The sequence below is a fragment of the Mariprofundus micogutta genome (genome assembly GCF_001895085.1).
Lineage (GTDB): Bacteria > Pseudomonadota > Zetaproteobacteria > Mariprofundales > Mariprofundaceae > Mariprofundus > Mariprofundus micogutta.
In genome coordinates this window covers 35,740-60,061 of record NZ_BDFD01000001.1, presented here as the reverse complement: position 1 = coordinate 60,061, position 24,322 = coordinate 35,740, and the positions used below count along the sequence as shown (strand labels likewise).

The window sequence follows — 24,322 nt, the reverse complement described above, 5'->3', positions numbered from 1 at the left end:
TAAAAAAACGCGGGGGTTATCAACCTCCGCGTTTTTTTATGTTTCAGATTCGGGAAAGATAACAGTGGCACGGCCACTGCTCATGTTGGTAAGTGATTCTTCTAATTCAGGTTCTTTACCGGCTTCGACTTCGATAAATATCTCGACATCATTCTTATAAACCGTCTGTTTAATGACTATATTACCATGATCCAACAGGCGACGGGTTTGATTTTCCAGCGCAAACGGGACATTTAAAACAGCCGGAACAGTTACAATGTGTTGGCTCAGCGGCAGGGCATCAATGGCCTGCTGTACGGAAGATGCATAGGCACGAACCAGCCCACCGGCGCCGAGTTTAATGCCGCCGAAATAGCGACTCACTACGACTACGATTTCACCGATGCCCTTGTGTTGCAGTACATTCAACATCGGTTTTCCTGCTGTACCCTGCGGCTCTCCGGCATCCGAGCAGCCTCGTTCAATGGATTCTATCGGGTGACCAGCAATATAGGCCCAGCAGTGGTGGCGTGCTTCAGGCTCACGCTTTTTTATCAGGTCGATAAACGCAATAGCATCAGCTTTACTTTCAGCATGTCCTATATCGGCAACAAAACGACTGCGTTTGATCTCCTGTTCGACACAGATATGTTTAGAGGGAATGCTGTAGGAGGAACTCACAGGCTGTTTTGAAGTCAGGGGGCGATGGCCGCAGCTCCGAGCAGGCCGGCATTGTCATCGAGTGTGGAGCGCAGTACGTCTACCTTGCCCTTTAAGGGTGGAATAAGATTGGTGTCCAATTCGGACATCAAAGCAGGGTAGAGTAAGTCCCAGGCACCGCTTAAACCACCACTGACAGTGATGCTGGTAACGTCGAGCAGTTTTACTGCTTCAGCGATTGCCATGCCAAGATATTGACCTGCCTCCAGCATGATTCGATTGGCGCAATCATGACCCTGTTGCGCCAGTTCAAACACTTCTTTTGCATCACTGTGTGCACCACAGCATTCGTTAAAGCGCCGAATGATAGCAGTGGCTGATGCATAAGCTTCAACACAGCCATGATTTCCGCAGCCGCATAAGCGCCCATCGTGATGTTCGATGCAGAGATGCCCGAACTCCATGGCCATCCCATGCTCGCCGGAGTAGGGCGCATGATTAAGTATCAGGCCGCTGCCGATACCGGTTCCAAGTGTGACATGTAGTAAATTGGCGTACCCTTTGCCTGCGCCATAACGGTGCTCTCCAATAGCTGCGCAGAGGGCATCATTCTCGACAGCAACATCGATCGAGAGTTGTTCAGCCAGTCTTTCTGCCAGTGCAAAATCTCTCAGCAGGGGAAGATTGGGTGAGCTGGCCAGAAGCCCGCTCTGACTATGGAAAAATCCAGGGAAACCCATGCCCAGGCTTGTGACAGCATGCATGTCTGCAAATGGCTGAATCACTTCGCACAAAGCGTTGAGAATATGCACTTCAGCATTCTGCTGGGATTGCAGGTTATGCCGGCTTAATTCTGCGGTGCAGCGTGTTTCATCAATAATGCAGCCGTCTTCAGAAACCAGTGCCAGGCGGATATTGGTGCCACCTATGTCAGCAGCAAGAACCTGTCTCATGCGCTGAGCAGTGCTTCATACAGTTTGGCATAATCGGCGGCTGACGCTTCCCAGGAAGAATCGCGTTTCAGGGCATTGCTGCGCATGCGCGACCAGATGGTGGAGTTGTGATACAGAGCAACGGCATACTCTACGGCTTCATCGAAAGCTTCCGGTGTTGCATCAGTGAAGTGGACGCCTGTGGCTGTAGCCTTGGACTGCTTGTGGTCAACAACTGTATCAATCAGTCCACCTGTTGCACGTACAACTGGTACTGTGCCGTAACGCATGGCCATCAGCTGGCCAAGGCCGCAGGGTTCGAAACGAGACGGCATCAGAAAGATGTCACCGCCTGCATAGATATGGCGGGCCAGTTTCTCATTGAAGCCTCGGAAAAAATACATCTGTTTAGGGTTGGCAGCGGCGATCTGATGCAAGGCATGTTCTGAATGGGGGTCTCCTGAGCCGAGAATCGCCAGCTGATAACCGCGATCAATCCATCGCTGGGCATTAGCCAGCAGTAGATCAATACCCTTCTGATCTGCCAGCCGTGAAATCAGTACCATCAAAGGGGTCTCTGCAGAGACGTCGAGTCCGAACTCTTGTTGCAGCGCCTCTTTGCACTGCTTTTTACCGCCGGTTTTTCCAGCTTTATAGTTAGCGACCAGCGTCTCGTCGTTGGATGGGTCCCAATCCTCAATATCCAGGCCATTGACGATGCCGGATAGTTTGCCGGTATGGTGCTGCAGGAAACCATCGAGTTCGCAGCCGTATTCGGGGGTAAGAATCTCTTCGGCATAAGATGGGCTTACTGTGGTAATTGCGTTAGCTGAGGTAATCCCTGCTTTCATGCAGTTAATCTGACCATGAAATTCATAATCATTCGGATGAAAGTGATGGCTCGGGATACCAAGCCGATGAATCCACTCAGCTGGGAAATTACCCTGATAGGCAAGATTATGAATGGTATAAACAGTTTTGGCCTGTGCGATGTTGGCGTGATGCTGATATTGGGTTTTTAGAAGCAGCGGGATCATGCCTGTCTGCCAGTCATGACAGTGGATGATATCCACTTTTTTCTTTAATCCGGCTGCCGCTTCCAGTGCTACACGGTTAAAAAGCAGATAACGCAGTAGGTTATCTTCATAGGCACCGCCGGAAGGTCCGTAGATGCCTTCGCGATCATACAGGTCATCCTGCTCGACAAGTATAAAACGCAGGCCGTTCAGCTGTGCCTGGTGTAGCGGGCAATGGCGTTGTACACCGTCAGCCCACATTTCGATGCTGATATCCATCGGTGTGGTTTTTACCTGGTTTGCGGTCAGGTGCCTGCGATAGAAGGGCAGGATTACAGTTACCTGGTGTCCTATATGCTGCAGGGCATGTGGTAATGATCCAGCCACATCTGCAAGACCACCGGTCTTGGCTAAAGGTGATGCTTCAGAAGCGATAAAGACAATATTCAGCTTGGCCATGTTTCCCTCTCCCCATATAACGCGCCGAGACTAGCACTGATGCGCAAGGCAAAAAACAGTTGTTCCGAGCTCAGTCGTGGTTGAGTTCTTTTGAACAGGTACTATCCTATGGGTGAAAACAGAGCTTTATCGATAAATTGCAGGGAGGAGGGGGCGTGTCTGAATTGACTCAAACAAGCCAATGGCAAAAGCTGGCGGCGCATGCTGAACAGATGAAACAGGTGCATATGCGCGACCTGTTCTCCGAAGATACAGATCGATTCGAAACGTTTTCAACTCATTTCAATGATATTCTGGTTGATTACTCCAAGAATATTATCACTAAAGACACCATGGCAATGCTGATGGATCTGGCCAGAGAACGTGACGTATCCGGCTGGACAGAGCGGATGTTCAAGGGTGAGAAGATTAATAATACGGAAGGACGTGCTGTATTACATACGGCACTGCGTAACCGCTCCAATACTCCGGTAATCGTTGATGGTCATGATGTGATGCCTGATGTGAATCGGGTGCTCAAACAGATGCGTAAATTTACCAAGGCTGTCCGTTCCGGTGAGTGGCGGGGCAGTACGGGCAAGAAAATAACGGATATCGTCAATATCGGTATTGGCGGATCAGATCTTGGTCCGGTCATGGTGACTGAAGCATTGACACCATTTGGTCGCGATAAACTGCATATGCACTTTGTTTCCAATGTCGATGGTACGCATATGGTTGAAACTTTGCGTCACCTGTCCCGGGAAACAACACTGTTTGTTATCGTTTCGAAAACCTTTACTACGCAGGAAACCATCACCAATGCTCGTACAGCCCGCGACTGGTTTTTAACCCGTGGTGGCAGCAAAAATGCAGTGGCAAAACACTTTGTAGCGGTGTCAACCAATGCCAAGGCAGTTTCTGCATTTGGTATTGATACAGCCAATATGTTCGAGTTTTGGGATTGGGTTGGCGGGCGCTATTCATTGTGGAGTGCTGTAGGTCTGTCGATTGCGCTTTATCTGGGCATGGACCATTTCGAGGAACTGCTCGAAGGTGCGCATGAGATGGATGAGCATTTCCGCAGTGCGCCGATGGAGGAAAATATTCCTGTTATTCTGGCTATGCTCGGTGTCTGGTATAATAATTTTTTCGAGGCCGATTCGTATGCCATGCTGCCCTATGACCAGTATATGCACCGTTTTTCCGCTTACTTCCAGCAGGGGGATATGGAAAGTAATGGCAAACGTGTAACGCGAGATGGCGAGCCGGTCGATTACTCCACCGGCCCGATTGTCTGGGGTGAACCCGGAACCAATGGCCAGCATGCTTTTTATCAGTTGATTCATCAGGGTACCAAACTGATTCCGTGTGACTTTATGGCGCCGGTAGAAACAAAGAATCCGGTTGGGCGTCATCATCCGATGTTGCTCTCTAATTTCTTCGCCCAGACTGAAGCATTGATGTGCGGTAAAAATGAAGCTGAGGTGAGAGCGGAGTTGGCCGAGCAAGGATTAAGCGGTGATGCTCTGGAAGCGCTGGTGCCGCATAAGGTGTTCCCCGGTAATAAACCAACCAATTCAATCCTGTTTCAGAAGCTGACACCTAAAACGCTTGGTGCTTTGATTGCTATGTATGAACAGAAAATTTTTGTGCAGAGCGTGATCTGGGGTGTAAATGCTTATGATCAGTGGGGCGTAGAACTGGGTAAAGAGTTGGCGAGAAAGATTTTACCGGAACTGGATGATTTCGAAGATACAAAGAACCACGATGCATCCACCAATGGCCTGATCAACTACTTCAAGGAGCACCGTAAAGAATAATGATGCTTGCCTGATATCGGCCGTATGGTGTCATAATGTTTTGACGTCAAAATGGTAAGGACCTATTCTGTCTGTCGAGAGGATGATATGGATAAGTCTAAGGCCAAGCAGGCCAGCATCTATTTTGATGAAAACATACACAAAGCTTTACGACTAAAGGCAGCAGGGACCAATCGATCGATATCAGATATCGTCAATGAGGCCGTAAAAGGCCTGCTGGCTGAAGATCAGAAGAATCTGGAAGCATTTGAAGCACAGGATTATGAACCGGTAGTCAGTTATGAAGATCTGCTTAATGACTTGAAATCAGAAGGGAAAATCTAGGGTTACTCTGAATAAGTCAGAGTGTCTGCACAGACCATGGACAGTCTGCTGAACAACTACGTGGACGTAGTTGTTCAGAGCAACCTTGGGTTTATATACAGAATTTTCGGCTACATGATGGATTATTGCTGCAGATTAAATTAACATGAAAATCCTTTAACTTGAGCGCAGGGTGAGAGTCTCTGTATTATTCGCCCATCTTGAGAAAGAGTTGTTGATTCAGCTAATAACATAGTTAGGAGCGTCTTCATGAAGGTCAGGCATTTAGTTCTTGTTTCTGCGGCACTACTGGTTTCAATTCAAAATGTGTCAGCAAAAAAAATCAGCGCGCCAGAAGAAGCGTTATTTCCAGTTTCGCCACTGGTTACTGTAAAGGGTGTGGAAAGCTTTTACCCTTCTGTCGCCGGTGATTTCATGGTTTATGCCCAGCGTAAAGGTCATCACTATTCAGTATTGCGAACCTCCACAAATTCACCTTCTTCAGGTGCATATGAACTCAAACCACTGACATTGATTGATGAAATGCGTTATGGCGTCGCTGTAAATGATGGTTCAATCGGTTATGTCAGTAACCGTATGGGGCCGATCTCGTCATGGATGTGGCAAGGTCAGGGCGATGGGCATGTATCTATCGGTAATATGGCAACCTACAGGGGCGGACTGGCACCATTTCATTTGAATGCTTCCAGTGACGGTAATGTCTGGTGTTTTGATTCTACTTTTCAGAAGATGCGATATAACCAGTTGCTATCCGAGTTTAGTAAACCGATGGACTGGGAACTCGTAGGCCAGCAATGGCGGATGTACGATTCTGATAATTTCCGCCCTAAAACCGGTTATTTAGCCACAAAAGAGGGCAAAAAGAATAAGTTTGAGACTCCTGTACTGTTTACCTTTGTCCGATCAAGCAGTCAGTTGGTTATGATTCCCAATGCTTTTAACGGTGCAATTTCACCTGATGGGAAGAGAGTTGCATTTGTGCGTCAGACCAATGGTAACTACGATATATGGATGCAGAACATTGATGGTGGTGGCCTGACCCAGCTGACCAGTTCTCCCTACGGTGATTTTGAACCGGCCTGGAGTCCTGATGGCAAACGATTGCTGTTTGTCTCAAATCGTGATTCTAAAGGTGACGTACATAATACTTCGATTTATATGCTGAATATTAAAAGCATTCAGGTTCAACGTTTGACCAATGCCAGAAGGGCAGTTGATGGTGGCCCGGCATGGCTGGATAACAAGAGCATTGTATTTCACTCGAATAGAAATATTCAATCTCCACAGTCCAGTACCGGTCGGAACTGGAATATCTGGAAGTTGAAGTTAAATTGATGTTGTTTGTGTTGCGGGCTGCCGGATGAAACGTCTCCTCTCTCTTATTGCGCTGTTGCTTCTGGCAACACCGGTTAGTGCAGCAGATTTGCTGGACTGGCTGGAAGAAGTGTCGCAGGCAGAATCAGCTACAGCCTCAACTCAAGAGAGAGTGGTGACCCAGAAGGTAAATCTGCTTACCCTTGAAGGTGGCGAAGCAGAAATGTATCCCAGAATTTCACCGGATGGAAAATACCTTCTGGTTCAGTCAGGAAAGCGAAATAAAAGTGTGATCACTCGCCGGATGCTTGAAAATGGTGATGTGCTGAATGTCATTACAGATGATGCGTTGGCATTCGACTCTTTTGCATGGCATGGCAATGAACAGGTAGTTTTTTTATCCGAACGGGGTGGCAATCTCGGGCTCTGGTCAATTGCTTCAGATAGTCAGGGTGCAGTGAGACGGACACATCGTCTGATCGGAGATTTCATTCAACCGATTGTGTTGAACGATGACAGTATTATCGCTGTTCAACCGGCTGCTAAGAAGAGACGTCACAGTTCATACCGGGGCAAATCGGCTGCATTTAATTTTTCCAACTGGAAACCATCAAAAGGCGAGACTCGCTTGCTTCACATCCAGGATACAGGTGCTATCAATGGCCTGGCTGCCGGTATAAATCCATCTCTTTCACCTGATGGAAAGAGGATTGTATTTTCTATGCAGGCAGGCGAAAGCTGGCATCTGTTTATGATGAATACAGACGGATCTGAGCTTGTTCAACTGACCAATGATCATAGTATTGATGTGCAGCCTACCTGGAGCCCTGACGGGCAGTGGATAGCTTTCACCTCCAACCGTGGAGATATTCGTGCAAACCATGGTAACAAGATGAATTGGGATATCTGGATGATCCATCACGATGGTAGAAATTTAACCCGTTTGACACGCGATGAAGCCAGAGATGGTGGGGCAGCTATTGCGGCAAATGGAAGGCTCTATTTCCATTCAGATCGAAAAGTGCAGAAGCAAGAGCGAGAGCAGCATGGAGTCAAAGGTTCTACCTCGGGCTTTCATATCTGGAGTGTTGCACTGCCAGTTGATGTGATTGGAGAACTCTAGGTAGTTAAACCAGCGTTGATAGCGGGATGGCTAACAACCGGTACTTTCCTTCAGAATCTGATGCATTTTTTCGCGTTGATCGTCTGAAAGAGTGATGTCGCCATATCTGGTTTTCTGAATCAGCTCAGAGGCATTGCGAATCAACTTCAGATTGTTATCGCAATTCTTACAATTCCCGCACATGGCTAAATGCACATGATACCGAAGCCTTTCCCAAGGGCTGAGCTTGCGGTCAAGACTTTCTGAAGCCAGACGACTGATTTGATGACATGCATGTTTCATGACTGAGTTCCCTGTCCAAACCAATTCCATTCCAGGCATTTTCTCAATGCAAGTCTGGCTCTATGTAGCAGGACATGCAGATGAGTCGAAGTAATGTCGCAACTCTTACATACGGTTTCGGTATCCTCACCTGTAATGTCACGCATACGGAATACAATCTGCTGTTTTTCCGGCAGCTTACTGATACATGTTTCTAATACAGAGTGAAATTGATCGCTTTGGCAGAGGTCTTCAGGGTTATCTTTCCAGGCAGATGGTGCTTCACTCCAGCTGCCATTGTCATTGAAATATGCTGACGTAGGATCATTCTCCACTGCTTCATTCAGCGTTCTGCTGCGAATTTCCTTGCGAATATGGTCGATGATTTTATGTTTCAGGATGCCTACAAGCCAGGTGCGAATCGTTGATTGTCCGGCAAACCTGTCAAAGCCTTTCCAGCCCGCCAATAGTGTCTCCTGCAACATATCTGAAGCCAGATCTTCATTGTGCAGGCGCGACATAGCATAGCGATAAAGATAATCGCCATGCTCGTTCAGCCATTGATGTGGATCACTTTCACTATTCACAGGATGACTCTGCCATAAGGGGGGGCTGCTTCAAGGTAAAGCTACCGCGAACAATATGGATTTGATGCTTATAAAGCTTATGCTTCCCGCATGAGTTGCTGTGATGCATAGAAAACAATCGATAGGAATTTTCGATTCCGGAGTAGGAGGGCTTTCTGTCCTCAAGCATATTCATTTACTGCTACCCGCAGAGGATTTGATCTATGTGGCTGATTCAGCTTTTATGCCCTACGGTTGTAAGTCTGAGGGCATTGTTGAAGAACGTTGTATGAAGATAGCCGGTTTCTTGGCTGAACAGCAGTGCAAGGCTATTGTTGTAGCGTGTAATACTGCAACTGCTGCTGCAGTGCATCGACTGAGAGAAAGTTTTGATATACCTGTGATTGGTATGGAGCCGGGAGTGAAACCTGCAGTAGCCAATTCAGGTTCTGGCGTAGTGGGAGTTCTGGCGACCACTGGCACATCGGGAAGCAATAAATTCAAGCAGTTAAAAGATCGCTATGCTGAAGATGCCAAACTGCTTGTACAGCCGTGCCCGGGATTGGTCGAAGAGATTGAAAAGGGTGATCTTTCTTCTCAACGTTTATATGACTTGCTGGATCAATATCTGAAGCCGTTAATGGAGCAGGGCGTCGATACCCTTGTTTTGGGCTGCACCCACTATCCATTTGTCGTATCAGTGATTAGAGAACTGGTGGGTGAATCAGTAACGATAGTTGATACCGGTGATGCCATTGCCCGGGAGTTGAAACGGCAGCTGAACAGACGGGACTTACTGGCTGATGATACATTGCAGGGAAGTCTGTACTTCTGGAGTAGTGCTGCAGATTCAACGCCTGTACTCTCATATTTATGGGGTGAATCCGTGGTAGCTGGATGCCTTGACATCTGAATCATTTATGCAGTTGTAATGATGTGTGGCAAAAACAGATAAATCACTGAAAATATGGAATTATTTCTTGCACAGTGGACATTCGTGACTATGGTTCGCGCCATTCAAATATAAGGATGAAAAAACCATGACTGCACAGAAAAAAGTAACCAAAGCTGAACTGCTGGCTAAAGCCGGTGAACTTGGTCTGAAAGGCGTAGCCAAGAAAAAGAAAAGCGACTTGATTCACACTATTCAGATCACTGAGGGTAATACTGATTGCTTTTCCCGCATCCCTGACTGCTCTGTAAGCCCATGTCTGTACCGGGCTGAATGCCAGGCCTGATCCAGCAGGCTTCACTTGAAACAATAAACGCGGGTCATTATGGCCCGCGTTTTTTTATGGCCAGTAGGTGACTTTAGCGGTACAGGTTTCCGATATTTCGATACGGGAAACACGCAGGCGGGCATTGTCCAACCGGCCGCTCATCTCTTTGTAAAGTTCGAGCGCTACGTTTTCACTGGATGGATTAATCACATCAAAAGGTGCCACATCATTCAGGTTATAGTGATCCCAGGGTTCCAGAGCCGCTTTCAGCTCGGTTTTCATGATTTTGTAATCTATACCAAGCCCCAGTGAATCTAGCTCTTCACATTCGACATACAGTTTTACATGCCAGTTATGCCCGTGCAGTCGGGCACAGTCCCCAGGATAGTCACGCAGGCTGTGCGCAGCGGAGAAATGGGTTTCAATGGAGAGCTCAAAACGTGCCATACTGTTTTATCTATTTCCTTGCGCTGGGTAAAAGCAGGGCAACCGATGCGGGGCGTCCTTCTGCTACCAGAATATTATAGGTGCGTGCTGCTGCTCTTGAGTCCATGCATTCAAAACCGATATGATTGTCAGCCATGAACGCCATAATTTCAGGGCTTGGAAAACGGGTTTGTCGTCCAGTGCCGAGAATCATCACCTCAGGTGCCGATTGGGTGAATGCTGTCAGATCATCAATACTGAGTTCGCTCAGACAATCAGGCCCCCAGGGGGCAGTAACCAGGCCTTTATGAATACTCAGGCCGGAGTGATATGTCTTTTCATTGACCTTGATTTCATGTTCATCATAACCGGTGAACAGCAGGGTTCCTGCTGCAAGTTGTGCACTGATATCGCCTTTCATGGTTTAGTAGCCGATGCAGGAATCAGGGCCTTGCTTCCATCTCTTTGATCTCGTCTTCGTCCGCCTTGAATTTGCCTTCGAGAGACAGCATGACAGGGCTGGCAACGTAGATGGATGAGTAGGTGCCGACAAAAATGCCTGCAATCAGAGCAAAGGCAAAATCATGAATCACTTCACCGCCGAGGAAAAACAGGGCGAGCACCACCAGAAGGGTGGTCAGTGATGTCATCAAGGTGCGGGAAAGTGTCTGGTTAATGGAGCCATTCACCACGTCAACTTCAGTTTCAGGCGTTTTGCGTTTGCGGTTGGCGGCCATGTTTTCTCGAATGCGGTCAAATACTACGATGGTGTCATTTAATGAGTAACCGATCACAGTCAGCAGTGCTGCAATCACCGGCAGAGAGAACTCCTTGCCGGTAAGGGCAAACAGACCGAGTACGATAGTGATATCGTGTATCAGGGCAGCGTCTGCACCGAGAGCAAAGCGGAACTCGAAGCGGAATGTGACATAGATCAGAATGGCCAGCATTGAGATCAGCACGGCCATGATGCCGGCGCGGGTCAGCTCTTCTCCAACCTGCGGACCAACGAATTCAACGCGGCGCATTTCTATGGCATCGGCAGTGAATTTCTCCGACAGCCCATCAAGAATGGAGTTGCTGATGGTGGATGATTTTTCTGTGTCACTGTTCTGCACACGGATGAGAATCTCTTCAGGCGATCCGAATTCCTGGATCATGGCATTGCCATATCCTTTCGGGGATATGGCTGCTCGTACATCGGCAATCGCCGGAGCATTGGCAAATTTCACTTCAACCAGCGTACCACCGGTGAAGTCGATGCTGAAATTGAGCCCTTTGCCAGCCAGGGCACCCAGAGAGACAATCAGCATGATTGCGGAGATGATGAGGGCAAATTTGCGTTTTCCGATAAAATCAAAGTGGTGGTCATTACTAATCAGTTGCATGTCAGAAGCCTCAGATGCTCAATTTTTCGATGCGGCTGCGTTTGGCGGTCGACATCGCGATGATGGCCCTGGTAACCATAATGGCGGTAAACATGGACGCCAGAATACCTACGGAAAGGGTAACTGCGAAACCTTTGACTGGTCCCGAGCCAAACTGGAACAGCACGATGGCTGCAATCAGTGTGGTGATGTTGGCATCCACGATGGTAGACAGTGCTTTGTCATAACCGCCGTCAATGGCTGCCAGCGGTGTTTTACCCAGTCTCAGCTCTTCACGGATACGTTCAAAGATCAGTACATTGGCATCCACTGCCATACCGATGGTTAACACGACACCTGCTATACCCGGCAGGGTAAGGGTGCCCCCGATAATGCTCATGGCTGCCAGAATCAGCAGCATGTTGAAGATCAGGGCTACGTTGGCAACCAGACCGAACATGCGATAATAAACAGCCATGAAGATCAGCACCAGAATCGAACCGATAATGATGGAGTTCATACCCTGATCAATGGAGTCCTGACCAAGGCTGGGGCCGATGGAACGCTCTTCAACAACTTCAACCGGAGCGGGCAGGGCACCTGCACGCAGAATGATGGCCAGGTCATGTGCTTCTTCAGGAGAGAAGCTGCCGGTAATCTGGGCAGAGCCTCCGGCGATGCGTTCGCGAATTACAGGGGCTGAGTTGACTGTGCCTTCGAGGACAATGGCAAAACGTTCGCCCACATGCGCGGCAGTCAGTTTGTCGAACTTGCGAGCACCCTTGCTGTTGAATTTCAGTGTCACTGCATATTCATTGAAGCGTGAGTCAATCGACACACGTGCATCTGAGATTTCGTTGCCGGAAAGTTCAGTGCGTTTTTTCAGCAGATACGGTTGACGGAATGTCTGACCGTTACGGGTCTGTTCAGGTCCGTACATGATAATGTCGCCCATAGGTAGTTGACCTGCAAGCGCCTTATCAAGGCTGCCTTTTTCATCAACAAGTTTGAACTCAAGCTGGGCGGTACGGCCAATCAAGTCCTTGGCGCGTGCACTGTCTTCAAAGCCGGGGATCTGTACCAGAATGCGACGCGCACCCTGTTTAACGATGATAGGCTCAGTTGTGCCCAGTGCATCAATACGGTTACGAATCACTTCAATTGCCTGATCCACGGCAAACTTGCGTGTTTCGTCGGCTACACTTTCTTTCAGGACAAGGGTAAACGTGTTGTCGGCTGCAGGGGAGATATCATAGCTGCCCAATGCATCCGCCAGTAGCTTCGCGGCGGCATCCATTTCTGCAGTTTCCTTGATGACGATGCTCAGTGTATTACCTTCGGCAGATAAGCTGCGGTAGCGGATTTTCGCTTTGCGCAGTTCCTGACGAGCCGAATCAATGTCCTCTTCAACGCCGTGCGCCACAGCTTTGTCCACATCCACATCCAGAACCAGATGTATGCCACCCTTCAAATCCAGACCCAGGGTCATCGGATTGCTAAGGGCGGAAGGCCACCATGTTGGCGGTGTGGTCATGTTTGGAAGCGCTCCCATCAGGGATACGAGCAGTACGGTTAGAATTAACCAGATTTTCCAGCGTGGGAAGCTATGCATGAGTGAAATCCTTTAATGTGGAGCGATTAGTCTTTTGCTTCGTTTGTTTTAGCAGGCTTGTCGGTTTTTGCAACCGCTGCCTCTGCCAGTCCGGCTACGGTGTCTCTGCTCACCTTGATGATGACACCAGAGGCGATTTCAACTTTCACAGTATCGTCATTCACTGCTGTGATTCGGCCATAAATGCCACCGCCAGTCATAACCTTGTCGCCTTTTTTCAGTGAGTCGACCATGTTACGGTGATCCTTAAGCTTCTTCTGTTGTGGGCGAATCAGCAGAAAATAGAAGATTACCATGATCAGCAACAGCGGGATCAGAGAAGCAAAGCCGCCATCCGCACCGGCTGCTGCTTCAGCATATGCCGGGGTAACAAAGCTCATTGCAAAAGCAAAGCTTGCAAGTGAAAAAGAGATTGGTGATTTCATGTTAGGTAAAACTCCTGAATTATTGTGGCGATTATGCTTCACCACGGTAGCGTTGTAAAAACTGATCTCGAAATTGGGGCCAGTTTCCCTCCTCAAGCGCGGTTCTGGCTCGATGCATGAGGTCGCAATAGTAGTGAAGATTGTGCAAGGTATTCAACCTCGAACTTAAAATTTCTTTTGCCATATACAGATGGCGCAAATAAGAACGGGAAAAGTGCTTGCAGGTATAGCAGTTACACGATTCCATGATGGGCCTCTCATCATCGAAGTGTTTGAGGTTTTTGATATTAATCTTGCCATCATCGGTAAAAAGAGTGCCGTTTCGTGCATTCCGGCTTGGCATGACGCAGTCAAACATATCGATGCCGCGGTCAATGCCTTCGATGAGATCATCAGGAGTGCCGACTCCCATAACATAGTGCGGCTTATCTTCCGGGAGATGCGGTGCGAGGGCATCCATCATGCCCATCATCTCCTGTTTGGGTTCGCCGACTGATAGTCCACCGATAGCAATGCCCTCAAAATCAATGGCTGCAATCGCTTCCAGGCTTTGCAAACGAAGTTCCGGATACATGCCACCCTGCACAATGCCGAATAGTGCCTGAGTATCTCCCGCAGGAAGATGTTCACGACATTCTCCTGCCCAGCGCATGGAAAGCTGCATGGACGCTTCTGCTTCCTCTAAAGTAGCGGGGTAGGGGGTGCACTCATCAAAGGCCATGACAATATCACTGCCTAGTTTGCGTTGGATCTCCATGCTCTCTTTGGGGCCCAGGAATACTTCACGGCCGTCAATATGGGAGCGGAAGCGCACGCCATGTTGTTCAATCTTGCGTAATTCACCCAGAGACCAGACCTGAAAACCACCCGAGTCGGTCAGAATCGGACGCTCCCAGGCCATGAATTGATGCAGTCCGCCCATCTTTTCGACCAGATCGGCGCCGGGACGTAACATCAGGTGATAGGTGTTGCCGAGAATAATGCTGGCATTGATATCATCGGTAAGGTCAGCAGGGGTCAGACTTTTTACTGTCGCCTGTGTACCAACGGGCATGAAAACCGGGGTTTCTACAATGCCGTGCGGCAGCTGCATGCGGCCACGACGGGCATAACCCGATTCATCTTTTGCCAGAATTTCAAAGGAGAGTGCTGCCATGGCGCCGCAGACTGACGTCTGCTTAGCCTTGCAGCAAGGGATTCACTTCTTTTTATTCGCCAATGAGGAGACGCGCGTGAAGATCAATACCACAGCGAATAGAATCAGGGATGAAAACAGGGCAAAATCGATAAAGCCCATAAAGGAGTAGTGATCATTGTTTAATTCTACACCGATTCGTCCAAGCGCATGAATCCATGAGAATTGATAAAAGATGATAAGCAGGAACAGGCTGACGACCTTGGCCCCCAGAATGAAAGCAACGCTTTTACCGCTTGGTATATTGCTCTCTTTTTCGGAAAAGTAGGATTGCCACTGAAAGGTTTGCTGCTCGTGTTCTGCAAGCTCTGCGTTATAACGGGGAAAAATGACGCTTTTCGCCTGATAGATTGCACGAACCACAGGAACATGCATAACGATATAGGCCAGGTAGATGATGGTGCAAACCAAAGCTCCCCATTTCAATAACGGGATGGCGAATTCAGCCAGTGCCTGAGGCTCCATCGCAGAGTGATTGTAGGCGATGAATGAAGCCAGACCAATGCTTGGGATCACGAGCAACATCCAGATGATATTTTTTAAACGTTTGAGACGGAGTACCTTGTCATGAACTTGTCTGTTTTCTTTCAGGAACTGCTCCAGTGCTGCGTTATTCTCCGGTTTATTCATCATATCCTCGTGTTGTCTCTGCCTTACGGTTTCATTCAAAACCGCACGGCAGCCTAACTTCGAGGTGGATTACAGCAAGCCTGTGCTGTTTACCTTGCCCTGTTCGGGTCCGATGCAGGGTGATGTTCTTTGGCCCATTTGTGCTCTTTGCCTCTCTTGCCGAGAGCGCCTACACGAATGGCAAGCAGGACAACGACATACAGCACGAGGCAGGAGAACAGGGTTAAATCCACCAGTCCCAGGAATGAGTAGTGTTCATCCATCAGTTCCTGTCCGGTAAGATCCATCAGGTACATCCAGGCAAACTGACCGAAGCCAATCAGCGCAAACATACTGACGAGTTTTGTAACCTTCATGGTGATGACAAGTACAGCATCAATGCGCCGGGCTTCACGGTTATGGTTCTTTCTGAAATAGCTGTGCCAGTTGAATTGGCGATGCTCATCAGGGTGCAGTTGATCATTCAGGCGCGGGTGCACCACGCTTTGTGAGTGGTAAATTGCACGTACTATGCCAAAATAGATCATCACAAAAACGACATAGGCAGCGGTAATGGCAATCGTTCCCCACATCAGGATTGGCAGGGCAGTCACTGCCAGCTCCTCCAGTGGAATGCCATTCTGATGATGGGCCATGGCTATCCAGCCGAAAAAGATACCACCGGCAGCAAGGCAGCTGATCCATATGAGGTTCTGGATCGTTCTGAATCGATTCACCCTTTTTCGAACGGCTTTCTCTTCATGTTCAAATATTTCATGTGCAGCAGCAGTTGTGTCACTCATGGCAGGCCTCAGTGTAATCATTATCAGTTCACAAAATAAAACACTCATAATTGTATTATGATAAGCTAATAAGTCAAGTGTAAGCATGGTTGGTATTTCAAAGCGGGATTGAGGGTGGTGATCTGGACATCCGGTGATGTGAAAGTCTAGTTTTAGACCATGATAGAGTTTCCCGATCCTTCGCTGGCCAACGAAGAGGGTCTGCTTGCTGCCGGTGGCGACTTGCAGCCGCAAACGCTGCTGGCTGCGTATGCGAAAGGTATTTTTCCCTGGTACTCGCAAGATCAACCGATTCTCTGGTGGTCACCGGATCCCCGCATGGTGCTGTTTCCAGCCGAATTCCACTGCTCCAGACGTCTGGCAAGAAGAATGCGGCAGGATATATATAGTGTATCTATTGATGAATCATTTGATGCTGTGATTCAGGCCTGTGCAGAGATTCCCCGTAAAGGGGAGAGCGGGACGTGGATATTGCCGGCAATGATGGAAGCATATAAGCAGATGCATGCGGAGGGTTATGCGCACTCGGTTGAGATATGGCAGAGCAATGCTTTGATTGGGGGCTTGTATGGGGTGTTGCATCACGGTGTTTTTTTTGCCGAATCGATGTTTAGTTGCAAAATCGATGCGTCCAAGATTGCGCTGGCAGCATTGTGTGAATGGGCATTGCGCGATGGCTGGAAATTGATCGATTGCCAATTTCATACCGGACATCTCGAGAGTCTTGGTGCGCGTGAGATAGGGCGAGATCAATTTGTAGCTTTGATTTCTGCGTAGCCGTGATTGATTGTTTGGATGCTTTTCGTTACTAATTCTCTTCAATGCAAGAATGAAGGATGATCTATGAGTTTGAATACCAATCGTGAACAATTAGTAAAAACTGCAGTGCAGGGCGGAGTTGCCCCGGCGCATCAATGGGCGCCGTTTGAAGTCGGCGCGGCAGGTGAGGTTTTTGCCTGGCCTTCTACTGGTGGTATTACTTATAACGTAAAGATCGGTGATTCGGTGTTTGGTTGGGCTGGTGAACATATCGAACCCGGCGTTTCCTCAACGATGAATCACAAAAATCGCAAATGTGAGTCGGGATATCAGTTTCTTGCCTGCTGTGGCAACGAAGTAACCGTGATTTCCGGTGCGGCCAAAGGGCAGAAGGGCACGGTGCTGGGGCATCATGGTGGTGTTGATCACCTGATGCTCGATTTTCCTGATGCCACGCTCGATAAGCTTACCTGCGACGATAAATTTCTGGTTAAAGGTTATGGGCAGGGACTGAAACTGGTCGATCATGAAAGTGTTTATATTTATAACCTTGATCCCGATGTTCTCGATGGCTGGGGCTTGAAAGAGCGACAAGATGGCAAGATAGAGGTGCCGGTAAATGTGATTGTGCCCGGTCATGCCATGGGTTCAGGTATTGGTTCGCTATCTGTGGTTAGCGGCGATTATGATATTCTCTGTCATGATGAAGCTACTGTAAAAGAACATGGTATGGACAAGCTTCGCTTTGGTGATTTTGTGGCGGTGATGGATCATGATAATCGATATGGCCGTACCTATCGCAAGGGGGCGGTTACCATTGGCGTGGTCATTCACTCCGACTCACCTCTGGCAGGGCATGGCCCCGGTATGATGACCTTGATGAGTGCCTGTGATGGCAAACTGATACCGGTTATTTCAGATGGCGCAAATCTTGGTGTGATCAACAAAATTGGCCGCTTTTCGGATGCATAAGCGTGTTGAATAAAGGTTGCGCTTAAGATGCGCGTTGCATGCCTGCAACTCTCTTCGGTCAGAGAGCAGGAAAGAAACTTTGATGTTGTTGATAAGCTGCTTGGGGAGGCAGTGCAGGAAGGTGTTGAACTGGCACTGCTGCCCGAAAATTTCGCATCTATGGGCTGCTCTGACCAGCAGAAGCGGAGCAGTGCAGAAGAGCAGCACGATTCATCTGTATTAAGGTTCCTGGCAGAGCAGGCTGAAAAACATGGTGTGGCGATTATTGGCGGCACGCTGCTGTTGAAAGGGGCAGGGGATAAGCTTCGCAATACTTGTCCTGTTTTCGATGCCCGGGGCAAGCTTCTGACTGTCTATGATAAGATTCATCTGTTTGATATGGATTATCAGGATGAGTTTTATCATGAGTCGGCTTTGATTGAAGCAGGGGATGTGCCGGTTTCTGTCAGTATGGGGCATTTCAAGATTGGTCTGAGTATCTGTTACGATTTACGCTTCCCTGAGTTGTATCGATCTTATATTGAAGAGGGATGCCATGTATTGAGTAATGTGGCGGCATTTACGGCCACTACAGGGCATGCGCATTGGCAGGCGCTGTTAAGGGCCAGAGCAATCGAAAATCAATGTATGTGCTGGCATCTGCACAGTCTGGAAGGCATCCCGATGGCAGGCAAACCTGGGGTCACAGTATGATTATCAACCCATGGGGAGAGGTGGTGGATGAGCTTGCTGAAGGGCAGGGGTTTGTTGTGGCTGATTTGTCCATGGCCGAGCTCAATCGAGTCAGGGAATCGATGCCAGTTTTGAGGCATAAAAAGCTATAACTTGTCAGTGCACGCCGGTTCCATCAATTTGATGCAACAGACTCATGCACAGGCAGATATTTCTGTAAGCGTTGAAACAAAAGGACTTACAGCACCTATCCACAGAAGCTGTGGATAACTCGGTGGATAAGAAATGCATATTTAGGCAACAGCTTACTCATAGAAAGTCGGCCCACTTCGTGCACAAAATTTATGCACATAATATAAGCCAATAAAAACATATGTTTATGGTTTATTTTTCATGTGGTATTTATTATGGTGCGCTAATTATTAAAAGAACTTCATGCGCATATATTAGCAGTGGATAATTCCTTGTTAATCCAGTGTTTTCAACTGTCTTAAGGCTTCAAACACGGCAATCGAACATGCATTGGACAGATTCAGTGAGCGCACTGCTGCGTCATCCCGCATGGGTATAGTGACCGGATTAATGTCGTTTAAAATGATTTCACTCAGGCCTCTGGTTTCAGGGCCGAAAACCAACACGTCACCAGAGCTGTAAGTGACATCCCAGAAGCTGGTTTTGACCTTGGAGCTAAGCCCGTACCAGTTGCATTCCTCACCGATAAATTGACGTACTTCCTGCCAGTTCTGATGGTGGTGAATATCCAGATGTTGCCAGTAATCGAGTCCGGCTCGACGCACTGCTTTTTCGTCCACATCAAAGCCGAGTGGATGTACCAGATGCAGGGTGCACCCGGTGCACCCGCACAGCCGTGCAATGTTCCCTGTATTCGGAGGAATCTCCGGCTCAACAAGTACGATATGCAGTGATGGATTATTCATGCTCTGCAGACTTCAGTAAGCCGCTTTCTAAGGCAACATTTGAATGACAGCTATTCGGCAGCGGTCATAATCAGTTAATGCGACATTTCAGATACCTTAGTGTTAAATGGGAAAGTTGAGATTGAATGACAAGGCTATATCAGGGGAGGTACTGGTTGGATGCTCAGGGTAATCTGGGCGCTGAGGGTGGCCCAGCGATCACGAATATCGTTGCAGCCTTGCAAGCGGTGCAGCGCCAACAAGGCGGAGGCTCGGTAACCCATGGTTATGGTTCTACAGGCGGTGCGCGTGGAACAGTGGGCGGAGGCATGTATTCCGGACGAACGGCATCCGGTAAATCTGTATTCTGGTTTCCGGGCATGTGAGTAGGTTAGCCAGAGTTATACTATAGCGATATACGTATATAGAAACCGGCGAATAGTTCGCAAACAAAAAAGGCAGGGGATGAACCAAGCCGTTCGATAAAGGTGTTGATACCACGACTCAAAGGCAGCGAACAATTCGCTGCCTTTTTTGTGCTTGAACACAACTACCTTGATAAACAGGTCACTTCTGCCTATTTTGCTGTATCTAGTGGATAGGGAGGGCATCCATGGCAAGGGATTCTTCGGCTTCGACAAAATTGTGGGGACCATCTGAATGGTTTGGGTGTGATGTCGAGTCATCATCTAGCAAAGAAAGACAGTCCATTGCGGAAGACGCTCTAAAACCAATCGATGAATTTAACAGGATATGCCCATACCTGTCTTCAGTAACACGATTGGAAAAGAAGTGCTCAAAAAAGGGAGGAGTATGTTCTGTTCAATTGTATTCACAGAACAACGATCAGGTTTCTCTCGAAGGTATTAAGGTCGCTATCTGTCCATCTCGATTGGTAAGCAGAAATGTTCTTCGTGAGATAGCCCATAAGATTTTAGGCGACCAAATATCGCCAATTCTTGTAAAAGAGGTTCCGTATTCAGTCAGCTTGACTAAGACCAACAAAAGCGGGACACCCCAAGCAGCAGGGCGAATTGATTGGCTTCTTGTAGATGGAGATAATCCCACAAGGTTTTGTGCGGTTGAAACGCAGTCCGTTTATATGCAAGGTACATCCCAAGACCATACTTTTAGAGCTTTTATCGAATCCAATGGCGATATGACAATGCCGCCCAATACCCGCAGACCAGACTATAAAAGCTCAGTTCCAAAGCGTTTAGCTCCTCAGCTAGAAAGCAAAGCGCAACACCTTCGCAGCACAAACAGAAAGACAGTGGTTTTGGTAGATGAATTTGTAGGAAGTAACATGTCCACAGTTCAAGAGGTTGCAGTTCCAGAGGCATATAAGGATAACCCAATCAAGACTGAAGAGCACAAGCTCAATACATGTGAAGTTGTATTTGCAATCGTTTCGTTGGACGGCAGTAGCGGGTTGTCTGTAACAAACTATTTGTATTGCACTATTGCGGCAGCAAAAGATGCCCTGAATGCCGTTTCAGCAATGTCCCATCAAGAGTTTGAAGACACAGTAAGGGACCTTGTGGCACCCACAGATAAAGATGGAAACCCAGTCCCTCCAAGGGCAGATAAAGTATTCAATCTCTAATCTTGAGTGGGCTTCTTGATTAAGAGCTCGTACATGATTGCGTGGTGGGTGTTTTTCATTGGCACCTTTGCAACCACCAGATTGTGGCGAGCTGCCATATCAACAACTTCCCGTGCATCATCGTAGGTCATCAAAAACTGACCGTTCACTTGACTAATTTCTAAAAACAGCATCTCGTGGTCAATCGCATTATGTGTATAAAGGCGAGAGCCTGCTTTCTTTCCACCAAGAGAGTATGGAGGGTCTATCAGGAAGGCTGCATGGTCGTTTGCGGCATATTCGTTAATCACATCAAAGGCATCACCCTCTATAAAGGTGATTCTCTCTCGAATGGATCGCAAAAGACTCATTCGCTTAACAAGAGTTTCTGGATACCATCTGGACAAAAGACCTTTTCCATTTTCGCCGGCTTTAACGAGCCCAGCGCCAGGGGCGAGAATACCGCCTCTTTGACAGCGATTTTTCAGAATCGTTCTAAATGCACGCTTTCTCATGGCGCGGGGATTTGACTCAATGATTGACCGAACAAATGTTTCGGTGAGTCTTGCAGATTCAATCTGGTTAAAGAGCCAGTCCGCATCAGCATCGCTATTCCCAAACACTACATGCCATACCGCAGCCACATCTGCATCCATCTCACACAGCACAACCCGATCAGCCAAACCTTCAGCCGCAATAGTCAGCCCTGTAATAGCGCCTCCGGCAAAGGGCTCAACAAAGTGAGTAGGCCTGTAATTCAAAGATGACATCCAACGCCTAACCTCTGGCACCAACCAAGTCTTGCCGCCGGGGTACCTGAATGGACTGAGGTGTTTCACCTGCGCAACATTCACAGTTTTGGTTTTCTTTGAAGCGGTTTTTGCTAGATCAACGAGGGTGTCTGCACAATTGGGATCTGCAAAATGAGGGCGAAGGATATCGAGTGATTCTTTGTTTTTCTCATGAACGAGCACCGTGCTTCTTTGCAGCCCACGCTCGGCCATTCTTGACAACCGCTTCTTTTGTCGAACTAAAGACGTAGCATCATTACTCACTCTTCATTTCCTCCGTGAACGTTCACGGATTGTATTATGTGTATTGACTGAGATCAAGTGATTATTGGTGGTAGATGATGTCTTCTAACTGTACTGATCCTTTTGCCAAGCCAATCCTCATCGCCGGGGTCTTTTTGTCGCTCCCAACAAGGCAGTAGTTATAGAATACTCGGAATATGTCGAGCAACTTGACGATACTTTCAGGGTTGTAGGCTGAATAGCCAAACCACCGTCTTCCTGTTGCGCTTGCCGATGCTATGGGCCGCTCCAGTAAAGAGAGCCTGCGCCGCACCTGCATGAAGAAACAGTCAATACCGTGCATGGATGCCTTGTTGTAGAGCCATGCCTGATGATCGGTGTCATAGTCTCCGTAGTCGGTCAGATAACAGATTGCCTTTTCCGGCTCGCTCATATTTGGGAAGGGATGCAGCAACCAGCGATCCTTCCACTTCCCGATCTCGGCCATGTTACCCATGCGTTGCTTGATCAGCATGAGTTTCACTTCACTTTCGGACAGGCTTGGATTCGCTTTCTGAGCCTGTCGGAATTCCCGGCGCGAGTCAGCCAGAGTCCGGCGCTTTTCATCCACGGTCATATCCTTGTTGATCCGTACATAGAAGGCATCACAGGTTCGGGCTGCGATCTCCGGCTGAAAAGCTGCCAGGCAGGCGGCACGCATGCCGGAATCCTGATCGAGGAAGAAGCGTACCTTCTCCACGCCACCAAACAGTTTGTGCAGGAAGAAGAAATGCCCGTAGAGCGTGTATTCAGAGTGAACCTGCGTGCCTTTGGCAGGGAGCATTCTGGTGCCGGTGATGCGCTCGCTGGATTCTACATCTTCGCGGTGAACTGCATCGTCATATTCATCTTCGATCTGGCCATTAAGTGATCCGTTTAGGCGAGGATTTGCGGAACGCCTTACAGCGTCTTCGTAATCGCCTTGCAGCCACAACCTGGCATGCTCTCTGAATGGGAATGCTACAGCATAGTCTCCGGCGGAGATCGCTACTTCCTCAATCTCAGAGGCGTTCAATGAAGGGTCATAATTGAGATGCATGCCGAAGACGTAGCCGGTTTCGTTATCAGCACTTCCCACGGATGAAAGAATGGTGTTCCGCTTATCTGATCTCTGACTCCAGTTCACCATGTAATCCTGACGGTCCACGCTCACATAGAGCCTGCGGATTGCCATTCCATCCAGCAGTTTTCTTTCCCTGTCTGAGGCAAAGGCAAGACACTGGCGATGCAGGAAGTCGATCTTTGGATACAGAGAGCCTTCCGATATATCCGCTACTTCGCAGATGCGCCGGAACGGCGTTTTGTTCATCAGGAGTTTGAATATCAGTTTGTTTTTATGTGGCTGTTTTTGGCCTGTAGTTGCACGTTTAATAGAGAATGACTTACCGCACTTTTTGCAACGATAGCGTGGCGATCCCGACTTGGTTTTCCCGAATGACTGATATGCGGAAGGACTGACGCTCACGCCTACCGCATGATTTACGCATGCAGGATTAGGGCAACACACTTCCTCGATGCTCAGATAGCTGCTGATTCGCGCCAGCTCTTCGCTAATGCCCTGATTGCTTTTGAGCGGCGGATATTCATTACAGTGGTGGCAGTGAATTGCCGGAACCGACCGGCCTGATCCAACTACTGTATAATTATCACGCCCACGCGATGCGGCACCGGGTCCGCGAGGCTGTTTCTTCGTGCTGGCAGGAACTCCGTAATTTGAACACGCAGGGTTTTTGCAGAAGTTGGCCTGAATGCCATTTGCCTCAACCGGAATCCTTGAAAAAGATTTCTTGCCCAAATGAAAAATGCCTCTAGCCGTTGTGGCTAAAGGCATTATATCATCTACAGAGGGGCTGCATCAACACCTTTGTCGAACGGCTTGGGGATGAACCCTGCCTTTTGATTTGGCTGTGACTTGAATCAGGCCAGGTGTTCGTCGATGAACTCTGTAAGCTTGGCTTTATTGACTGCACCAACCTTGGTTCCCTGTACGTTACCGTCACGGAACAGCATCAGAGTAGGGATGCCGCGCACACCGTATTTGCCCGGTGTATTCGGGTTGTCATCGATGTTGATTTTGGCGATGGTGACCGTTCCTTGCTTCTCATTGGCCACTTCGTCCAGAATCGGCGCGATTTGTTTGCATGGGCCACACCATGGTGCCCAAAAATCAACTACAACAGGGCCGGAAGCTTTCAATACATCTGCATCGAAGCTTTCGTCGCTGACATGAATAATTAAATCTGAAGACATC

At 48.3% G+C, this 24,322-nt stretch carries 27 protein-coding genes and 1 pseudogene; 11 read left to right on the top strand and 17 right to left on the bottom strand.

What is annotated here, in order from left to right; genetic code table 11:
* Window positions 1-36 precede the first annotated feature (36 nt).
* Genes MMIC_RS00325 through glgA form a run of 3 tightly spaced genes read right to left on the bottom strand, consistent with a single transcriptional unit; the run spans window position 37 to window position 3,046 of the window.
* Entirely contained in the window at window positions 37-660 is a 624-nt protein-coding gene (locus MMIC_RS00325; protein WP_072658334.1) for a YigZ family protein, read from the bottom strand.
* A gap of 14 nt (window positions 661-674) precedes the next feature.
* Complete coding sequence (locus MMIC_RS00320) at window positions 675-1,592, bottom strand: ROK family protein (protein WP_072658333.1); 918 nt, start codon at window positions 1,590-1,592, stop codon at window positions 675-677.
* Window positions 1,589-3,046 carry a glycogen synthase GlgA gene (glgA, locus tag MMIC_RS00315; protein ID WP_083530357.1) on the bottom strand — a complete coding sequence of 486 codons (1,458 nt, stop codon included), beginning with the start codon at window positions 3,044-3,046 and terminating at the stop codon, window positions 1,589-1,591. The genes MMIC_RS00320 and glgA overlap by 4 nt, the downstream gene beginning before the upstream one ends.
* Window positions 3,047-3,201: 155 nt before the next feature.
* Between glgA and pgi the strand changes: the two genes are divergently transcribed.
* The 4 genes from pgi to MMIC_RS00295 all read left to right on the top strand — a co-directional run bounded on the left by pgi (window position 3,202) and on the right by MMIC_RS00295 (window position 7,609).
* Window positions 3,202-4,848 carry a glucose-6-phosphate isomerase gene (gene pgi / locus MMIC_RS00310; RefSeq protein WP_072658332.1) on the top strand — a complete coding sequence of 549 codons (1,647 nt, stop codon included), beginning with the start codon at window positions 3,202-3,204 and terminating at the stop codon, window positions 4,846-4,848.
* Window positions 4,849-4,935: 87 nt separating this feature from the next.
* Entirely contained in the window at window positions 4,936-5,172 is a 237-nt protein-coding gene (locus tag MMIC_RS00305) for an RH3 domain-containing protein (protein ID WP_072658331.1), read from the top strand.
* A gap of 249 nt (window positions 5,173-5,421) precedes the next feature.
* Window positions 5,422-6,507, top strand: coding sequence for a TolB family protein (locus MMIC_RS00300; RefSeq protein ID WP_072658330.1), 1,086 nt, complete (start codon window positions 5,422-5,424; stop codon window positions 6,505-6,507).
* 25 nt (window positions 6,508-6,532) lie between these two features.
* Window positions 6,533-7,609: a beta-propeller domain-containing protein gene (locus MMIC_RS00295; RefSeq protein ID WP_072658329.1), complete on the top strand. Its 1,077-nt coding sequence runs from the start codon at window positions 6,533-6,535 to the stop codon at window positions 7,607-7,609.
* Window positions 7,610-7,639: 30 nt separating this feature from the next.
* Here MMIC_RS00295 and MMIC_RS00290 read toward each other — a convergent pair whose 3' ends face one another.
* Both MMIC_RS00290 and MMIC_RS00285 read right to left on the bottom strand, forming a co-directional pair.
* Complete coding sequence (locus MMIC_RS00290) at window positions 7,640-7,891, bottom strand: zf-HC2 domain-containing protein (protein WP_072658328.1); 252 nt, start codon at window positions 7,889-7,891, stop codon at window positions 7,640-7,642.
* Window positions 7,888-8,457, bottom strand: a complete 570-nt coding sequence (locus MMIC_RS00285) for a sigma-70 family RNA polymerase sigma factor (protein WP_072658327.1) — start codon at window positions 8,455-8,457, stop codon at window positions 7,888-7,890. Before MMIC_RS00285 ends, MMIC_RS00290 begins: the two co-directional genes overlap by 4 nt.
* A gap of 103 nt (window positions 8,458-8,560) precedes the next feature.
* Between MMIC_RS00285 and murI the strand changes: the two genes are divergently transcribed.
* Both murI and MMIC_RS00275 read left to right on the top strand, forming a co-directional pair.
* Window positions 8,561-9,349 carry a glutamate racemase gene (murI, locus tag MMIC_RS00280; RefSeq protein WP_072658326.1) on the top strand — a complete coding sequence of 263 codons (789 nt, stop codon included), beginning with the start codon at window positions 8,561-8,563 and terminating at the stop codon, window positions 9,347-9,349.
* Window positions 9,350-9,476: 127 nt separating this feature from the next.
* A complete protein-coding gene (locus MMIC_RS00275; protein WP_072658325.1) occupies window positions 9,477-9,674 on the top strand; it encodes a Rho termination factor N-terminal domain-containing protein in 198 nt (65 codons plus the stop codon).
* 54 nt (window positions 9,675-9,728) lie between these two features.
* Here MMIC_RS00275 and MMIC_RS00270 read toward each other — a convergent pair whose 3' ends face one another.
* The 8 genes from MMIC_RS00270 to MMIC_RS00235 form a co-directional block, all read right to left on the bottom strand.
* Entirely contained in the window at window positions 9,729-10,103 is a 375-nt protein-coding gene (locus MMIC_RS00270; protein WP_072658324.1) for a 6-carboxytetrahydropterin synthase, read from the bottom strand.
* Between the two features lie 10 nt (window positions 10,104-10,113).
* Complete coding sequence (locus MMIC_RS00265; protein ID WP_072658323.1) at window positions 10,114-10,503, bottom strand: Mth938-like domain-containing protein; 390 nt, start codon at window positions 10,501-10,503, stop codon at window positions 10,114-10,116.
* A gap of 22 nt (window positions 10,504-10,525) precedes the next feature.
* Window positions 10,526-11,470: a protein translocase subunit SecF gene (secF, locus tag MMIC_RS00260; protein WP_072658322.1), complete on the bottom strand. Its 945-nt coding sequence runs from the start codon at window positions 11,468-11,470 to the stop codon at window positions 10,526-10,528.
* Between the two features lie 10 nt (window positions 11,471-11,480).
* Window positions 11,481-13,061: a protein translocase subunit SecD gene (gene secD, locus MMIC_RS00255; RefSeq protein WP_072658321.1), complete on the bottom strand. Its 1,581-nt coding sequence runs from the start codon at window positions 13,059-13,061 to the stop codon at window positions 11,481-11,483.
* A 26-nt stretch (window positions 13,062-13,087) separates the two neighbouring features.
* On the bottom strand, window positions 13,088-13,486 hold the full coding sequence (yajC, locus tag MMIC_RS00250) for a preprotein translocase subunit YajC (RefSeq protein ID WP_083530356.1): 399 nt from the start codon (window positions 13,484-13,486) through the stop codon (window positions 13,088-13,090).
* 31 nt (window positions 13,487-13,517) lie between these two features.
* Entirely contained in the window at window positions 13,518-14,642 is a 1,125-nt protein-coding gene (tgt, locus tag MMIC_RS00245; RefSeq protein WP_072658320.1) for a tRNA guanosine(34) transglycosylase Tgt, read from the bottom strand.
* A gap of 42 nt (window positions 14,643-14,684) precedes the next feature.
* On the bottom strand, window positions 14,685-15,311 hold the full coding sequence (locus tag MMIC_RS00240) for a hypothetical protein (protein WP_171966422.1): 627 nt from the start codon (window positions 15,309-15,311) through the stop codon (window positions 14,685-14,687).
* 89 nt (window positions 15,312-15,400) lie between these two features.
* Entirely contained in the window at window positions 15,401-16,093 is a 693-nt protein-coding gene (locus tag MMIC_RS00235; RefSeq protein WP_143144819.1) for a hypothetical protein, read from the bottom strand.
* Window positions 16,094-16,252: 159 nt separating this feature from the next.
* Between MMIC_RS00235 and aat the strand changes: the two genes are divergently transcribed.
* The 3 genes and pseudogenes from aat (at window position 16,253) to MMIC_RS00220 (ending at window position 18,648) form a co-directional block, all read left to right on the top strand.
* The gene (gene aat, locus MMIC_RS00230) at window positions 16,253-16,870 is read left to right on the top strand and encodes a leucyl/phenylalanyl-tRNA--protein transferase (RefSeq protein ID WP_072658317.1); all 618 of its coding nucleotides are present in this window, start codon (window positions 16,253-16,255) and stop codon (window positions 16,868-16,870) included.
* Between the two features lie 66 nt (window positions 16,871-16,936).
* Window positions 16,937-17,824, top strand: coding sequence for a DUF4438 domain-containing protein (locus MMIC_RS00225; RefSeq protein ID WP_072658316.1), 888 nt, complete (start codon window positions 16,937-16,939; stop codon window positions 17,822-17,824).
* Window positions 17,825-17,851: 27 nt separating this feature from the next.
* Window positions 17,852-18,648 (top strand): annotated as a pseudogene (locus MMIC_RS00220) (carbon-nitrogen hydrolase family protein).
* Window positions 18,649-18,963: 315 nt separating this feature from the next.
* Here the strand turns inward: MMIC_RS00220 and MMIC_RS00215 are convergent.
* Window positions 18,964-19,434, bottom strand: a complete 471-nt coding sequence (locus tag MMIC_RS00215; RefSeq protein ID WP_072658315.1) for a tRNA (cytidine(34)-2'-O)-methyltransferase — start codon at window positions 19,432-19,434, stop codon at window positions 18,964-18,966.
* 125 nt (window positions 19,435-19,559) lie between these two features.
* On the opposite strand from MMIC_RS00215, the gene MMIC_RS00210 reads away from it, so the two are divergent.
* Together MMIC_RS00210 and MMIC_RS00205 are read left to right on the top strand one after the other, a co-directional pair.
* Window positions 19,560-19,799 (top strand): hypothetical protein, encoded by a 240-nt coding sequence (locus MMIC_RS00210; protein ID WP_143144818.1) that lies wholly within the window; start codon window positions 19,560-19,562, stop codon window positions 19,797-19,799.
* A gap of 227 nt (window positions 19,800-20,026) precedes the next feature.
* Entirely contained in the window at window positions 20,027-21,019 is a 993-nt protein-coding gene (locus tag MMIC_RS00205) for a NotI family restriction endonuclease (protein WP_072658313.1), read from the top strand.
* Here the strand turns inward: MMIC_RS00205 and MMIC_RS00200 are convergent.
* From MMIC_RS00200 to trxA, 3 genes are all read right to left on the bottom strand, one after another.
* The gene (locus MMIC_RS00200; protein WP_227819272.1) at window positions 21,016-22,053 is read right to left on the bottom strand and encodes a DNA adenine methylase; all 1,038 of its coding nucleotides are present in this window, start codon (window positions 22,051-22,053) and stop codon (window positions 21,016-21,018) included. The two genes, MMIC_RS00205 and MMIC_RS00200, sit on opposite strands and share 4 nt — an antisense overlap.
* A 61-nt stretch (window positions 22,054-22,114) precedes the next feature.
* Window positions 22,115-23,902: a hypothetical protein gene (locus MMIC_RS00195; RefSeq protein ID WP_072658312.1), complete on the bottom strand. Its 1,788-nt coding sequence runs from the start codon at window positions 23,900-23,902 to the stop codon at window positions 22,115-22,117.
* Window positions 23,903-23,988: 86 nt separating this feature from the next.
* Complete coding sequence (trxA, locus tag MMIC_RS00190; protein WP_072658311.1) at window positions 23,989-24,321, bottom strand: thioredoxin TrxA; 333 nt, start codon at window positions 24,319-24,321, stop codon at window positions 23,989-23,991.
* Window position 24,322: the final 1 nt, after the last annotated feature.

Excerpts from the sequence above, each read along its gene's own strand:
- MMIC_RS00320 (WP_072658333.1), bottom strand. The coding sequence starts at position 1,592 with ATGAGACAGGTTCTTGCTGCTGACATAGGTGGCACCAATATCCGCCTG.
- glgA (WP_083530357.1), bottom strand. The coding sequence starts at position 3,046 with ATGGCCAAGCTGAATATTGTCTTTATCGCTTCTGAAGCATCACCTTTA.
- MMIC_RS00305 (WP_072658331.1), top strand. The coding sequence starts at position 4,936 with ATGGATAAGTCTAAGGCCAAGCAGGCCAGCATCTATTTTGATGAAAAC.
- MMIC_RS00300 (WP_072658330.1), top strand. The coding sequence starts at position 5,422 with ATGAAGGTCAGGCATTTAGTTCTTGTTTCTGCGGCACTACTGGTTTCA.
- MMIC_RS00295 (WP_072658329.1), top strand. The coding sequence starts at position 6,533 with ATGAAACGTCTCCTCTCTCTTATTGCGCTGTTGCTTCTGGCAACACCG.
- MMIC_RS00290 (WP_072658328.1), bottom strand. The coding sequence starts at position 7,891 with ATGAAACATGCATGTCATCAAATCAGTCGTCTGGCTTCAGAAAGTCTT.
- murI (WP_072658326.1), top strand. The coding sequence starts at position 8,561 with ATGCATAGAAAACAATCGATAGGAATTTTCGATTCCGGAGTAGGAGGG.
- MMIC_RS00275 (WP_072658325.1), top strand. The coding sequence starts at position 9,477 with ATGACTGCACAGAAAAAAGTAACCAAAGCTGAACTGCTGGCTAAAGCC.
- MMIC_RS00270 (WP_072658324.1), bottom strand. The coding sequence starts at position 10,103 with ATGGCACGTTTTGAGCTCTCCATTGAAACCCATTTCTCCGCTGCGCAC.
- MMIC_RS00265 (WP_072658323.1), bottom strand. The coding sequence starts at position 10,503 with ATGAAAGGCGATATCAGTGCACAACTTGCAGCAGGAACCCTGCTGTTC.
- secF (WP_072658322.1), bottom strand. The coding sequence starts at position 11,470 with ATGCAACTGATTAGTAATGACCACCACTTTGATTTTATCGGAAAACGC.
- secD (WP_072658321.1), bottom strand. The coding sequence starts at position 13,061 with ATGCATAGCTTCCCACGCTGGAAAATCTGGTTAATTCTAACCGTACTG.
- yajC (WP_083530356.1), bottom strand. The coding sequence starts at position 13,486 with ATGAAATCACCAATCTCTTTTTCACTTGCAAGCTTTGCTTTTGCAATG.
- tgt (WP_072658320.1), bottom strand. The coding sequence starts at position 14,642 with ATGGCAGCACTCTCCTTTGAAATTCTGGCAAAAGATGAATCGGGTTAT.
- MMIC_RS00240 (WP_171966422.1), bottom strand. The coding sequence starts at position 15,311 with ATGAATAAACCGGAGAATAACGCAGCACTGGAGCAGTTCCTGAAAGAA.
- MMIC_RS00235 (WP_143144819.1), bottom strand. The coding sequence starts at position 16,093 with ATGAGTGACACAACTGCTGCTGCACATGAAATATTTGAACATGAAGAG.
- aat (WP_072658317.1), top strand. The coding sequence starts at position 16,253 with ATGATAGAGTTTCCCGATCCTTCGCTGGCCAACGAAGAGGGTCTGCTT.
- MMIC_RS00225 (WP_072658316.1), top strand. The coding sequence starts at position 16,937 with ATGAGTTTGAATACCAATCGTGAACAATTAGTAAAAACTGCAGTGCAG.
- MMIC_RS00215 (WP_072658315.1), bottom strand. The coding sequence starts at position 19,434 with ATGAATAATCCATCACTGCATATCGTACTTGTTGAGCCGGAGATTCCT.
- MMIC_RS00210 (WP_143144818.1), top strand. The coding sequence starts at position 19,560 with ATGACAAGGCTATATCAGGGGAGGTACTGGTTGGATGCTCAGGGTAAT.
- MMIC_RS00205 (WP_072658313.1), top strand. The coding sequence starts at position 20,027 with ATGGCAAGGGATTCTTCGGCTTCGACAAAATTGTGGGGACCATCTGAA.
- MMIC_RS00195 (WP_072658312.1), bottom strand. The coding sequence starts at position 23,902 with ATGCCTTTAGCCACAACGGCTAGAGGCATTTTTCATTTGGGCAAGAAA.
- trxA (WP_072658311.1), bottom strand. The coding sequence starts at position 24,321 with ATGTCTTCAGATTTAATTATTCATGTCAGCGACGAAAGCTTCGATGCA.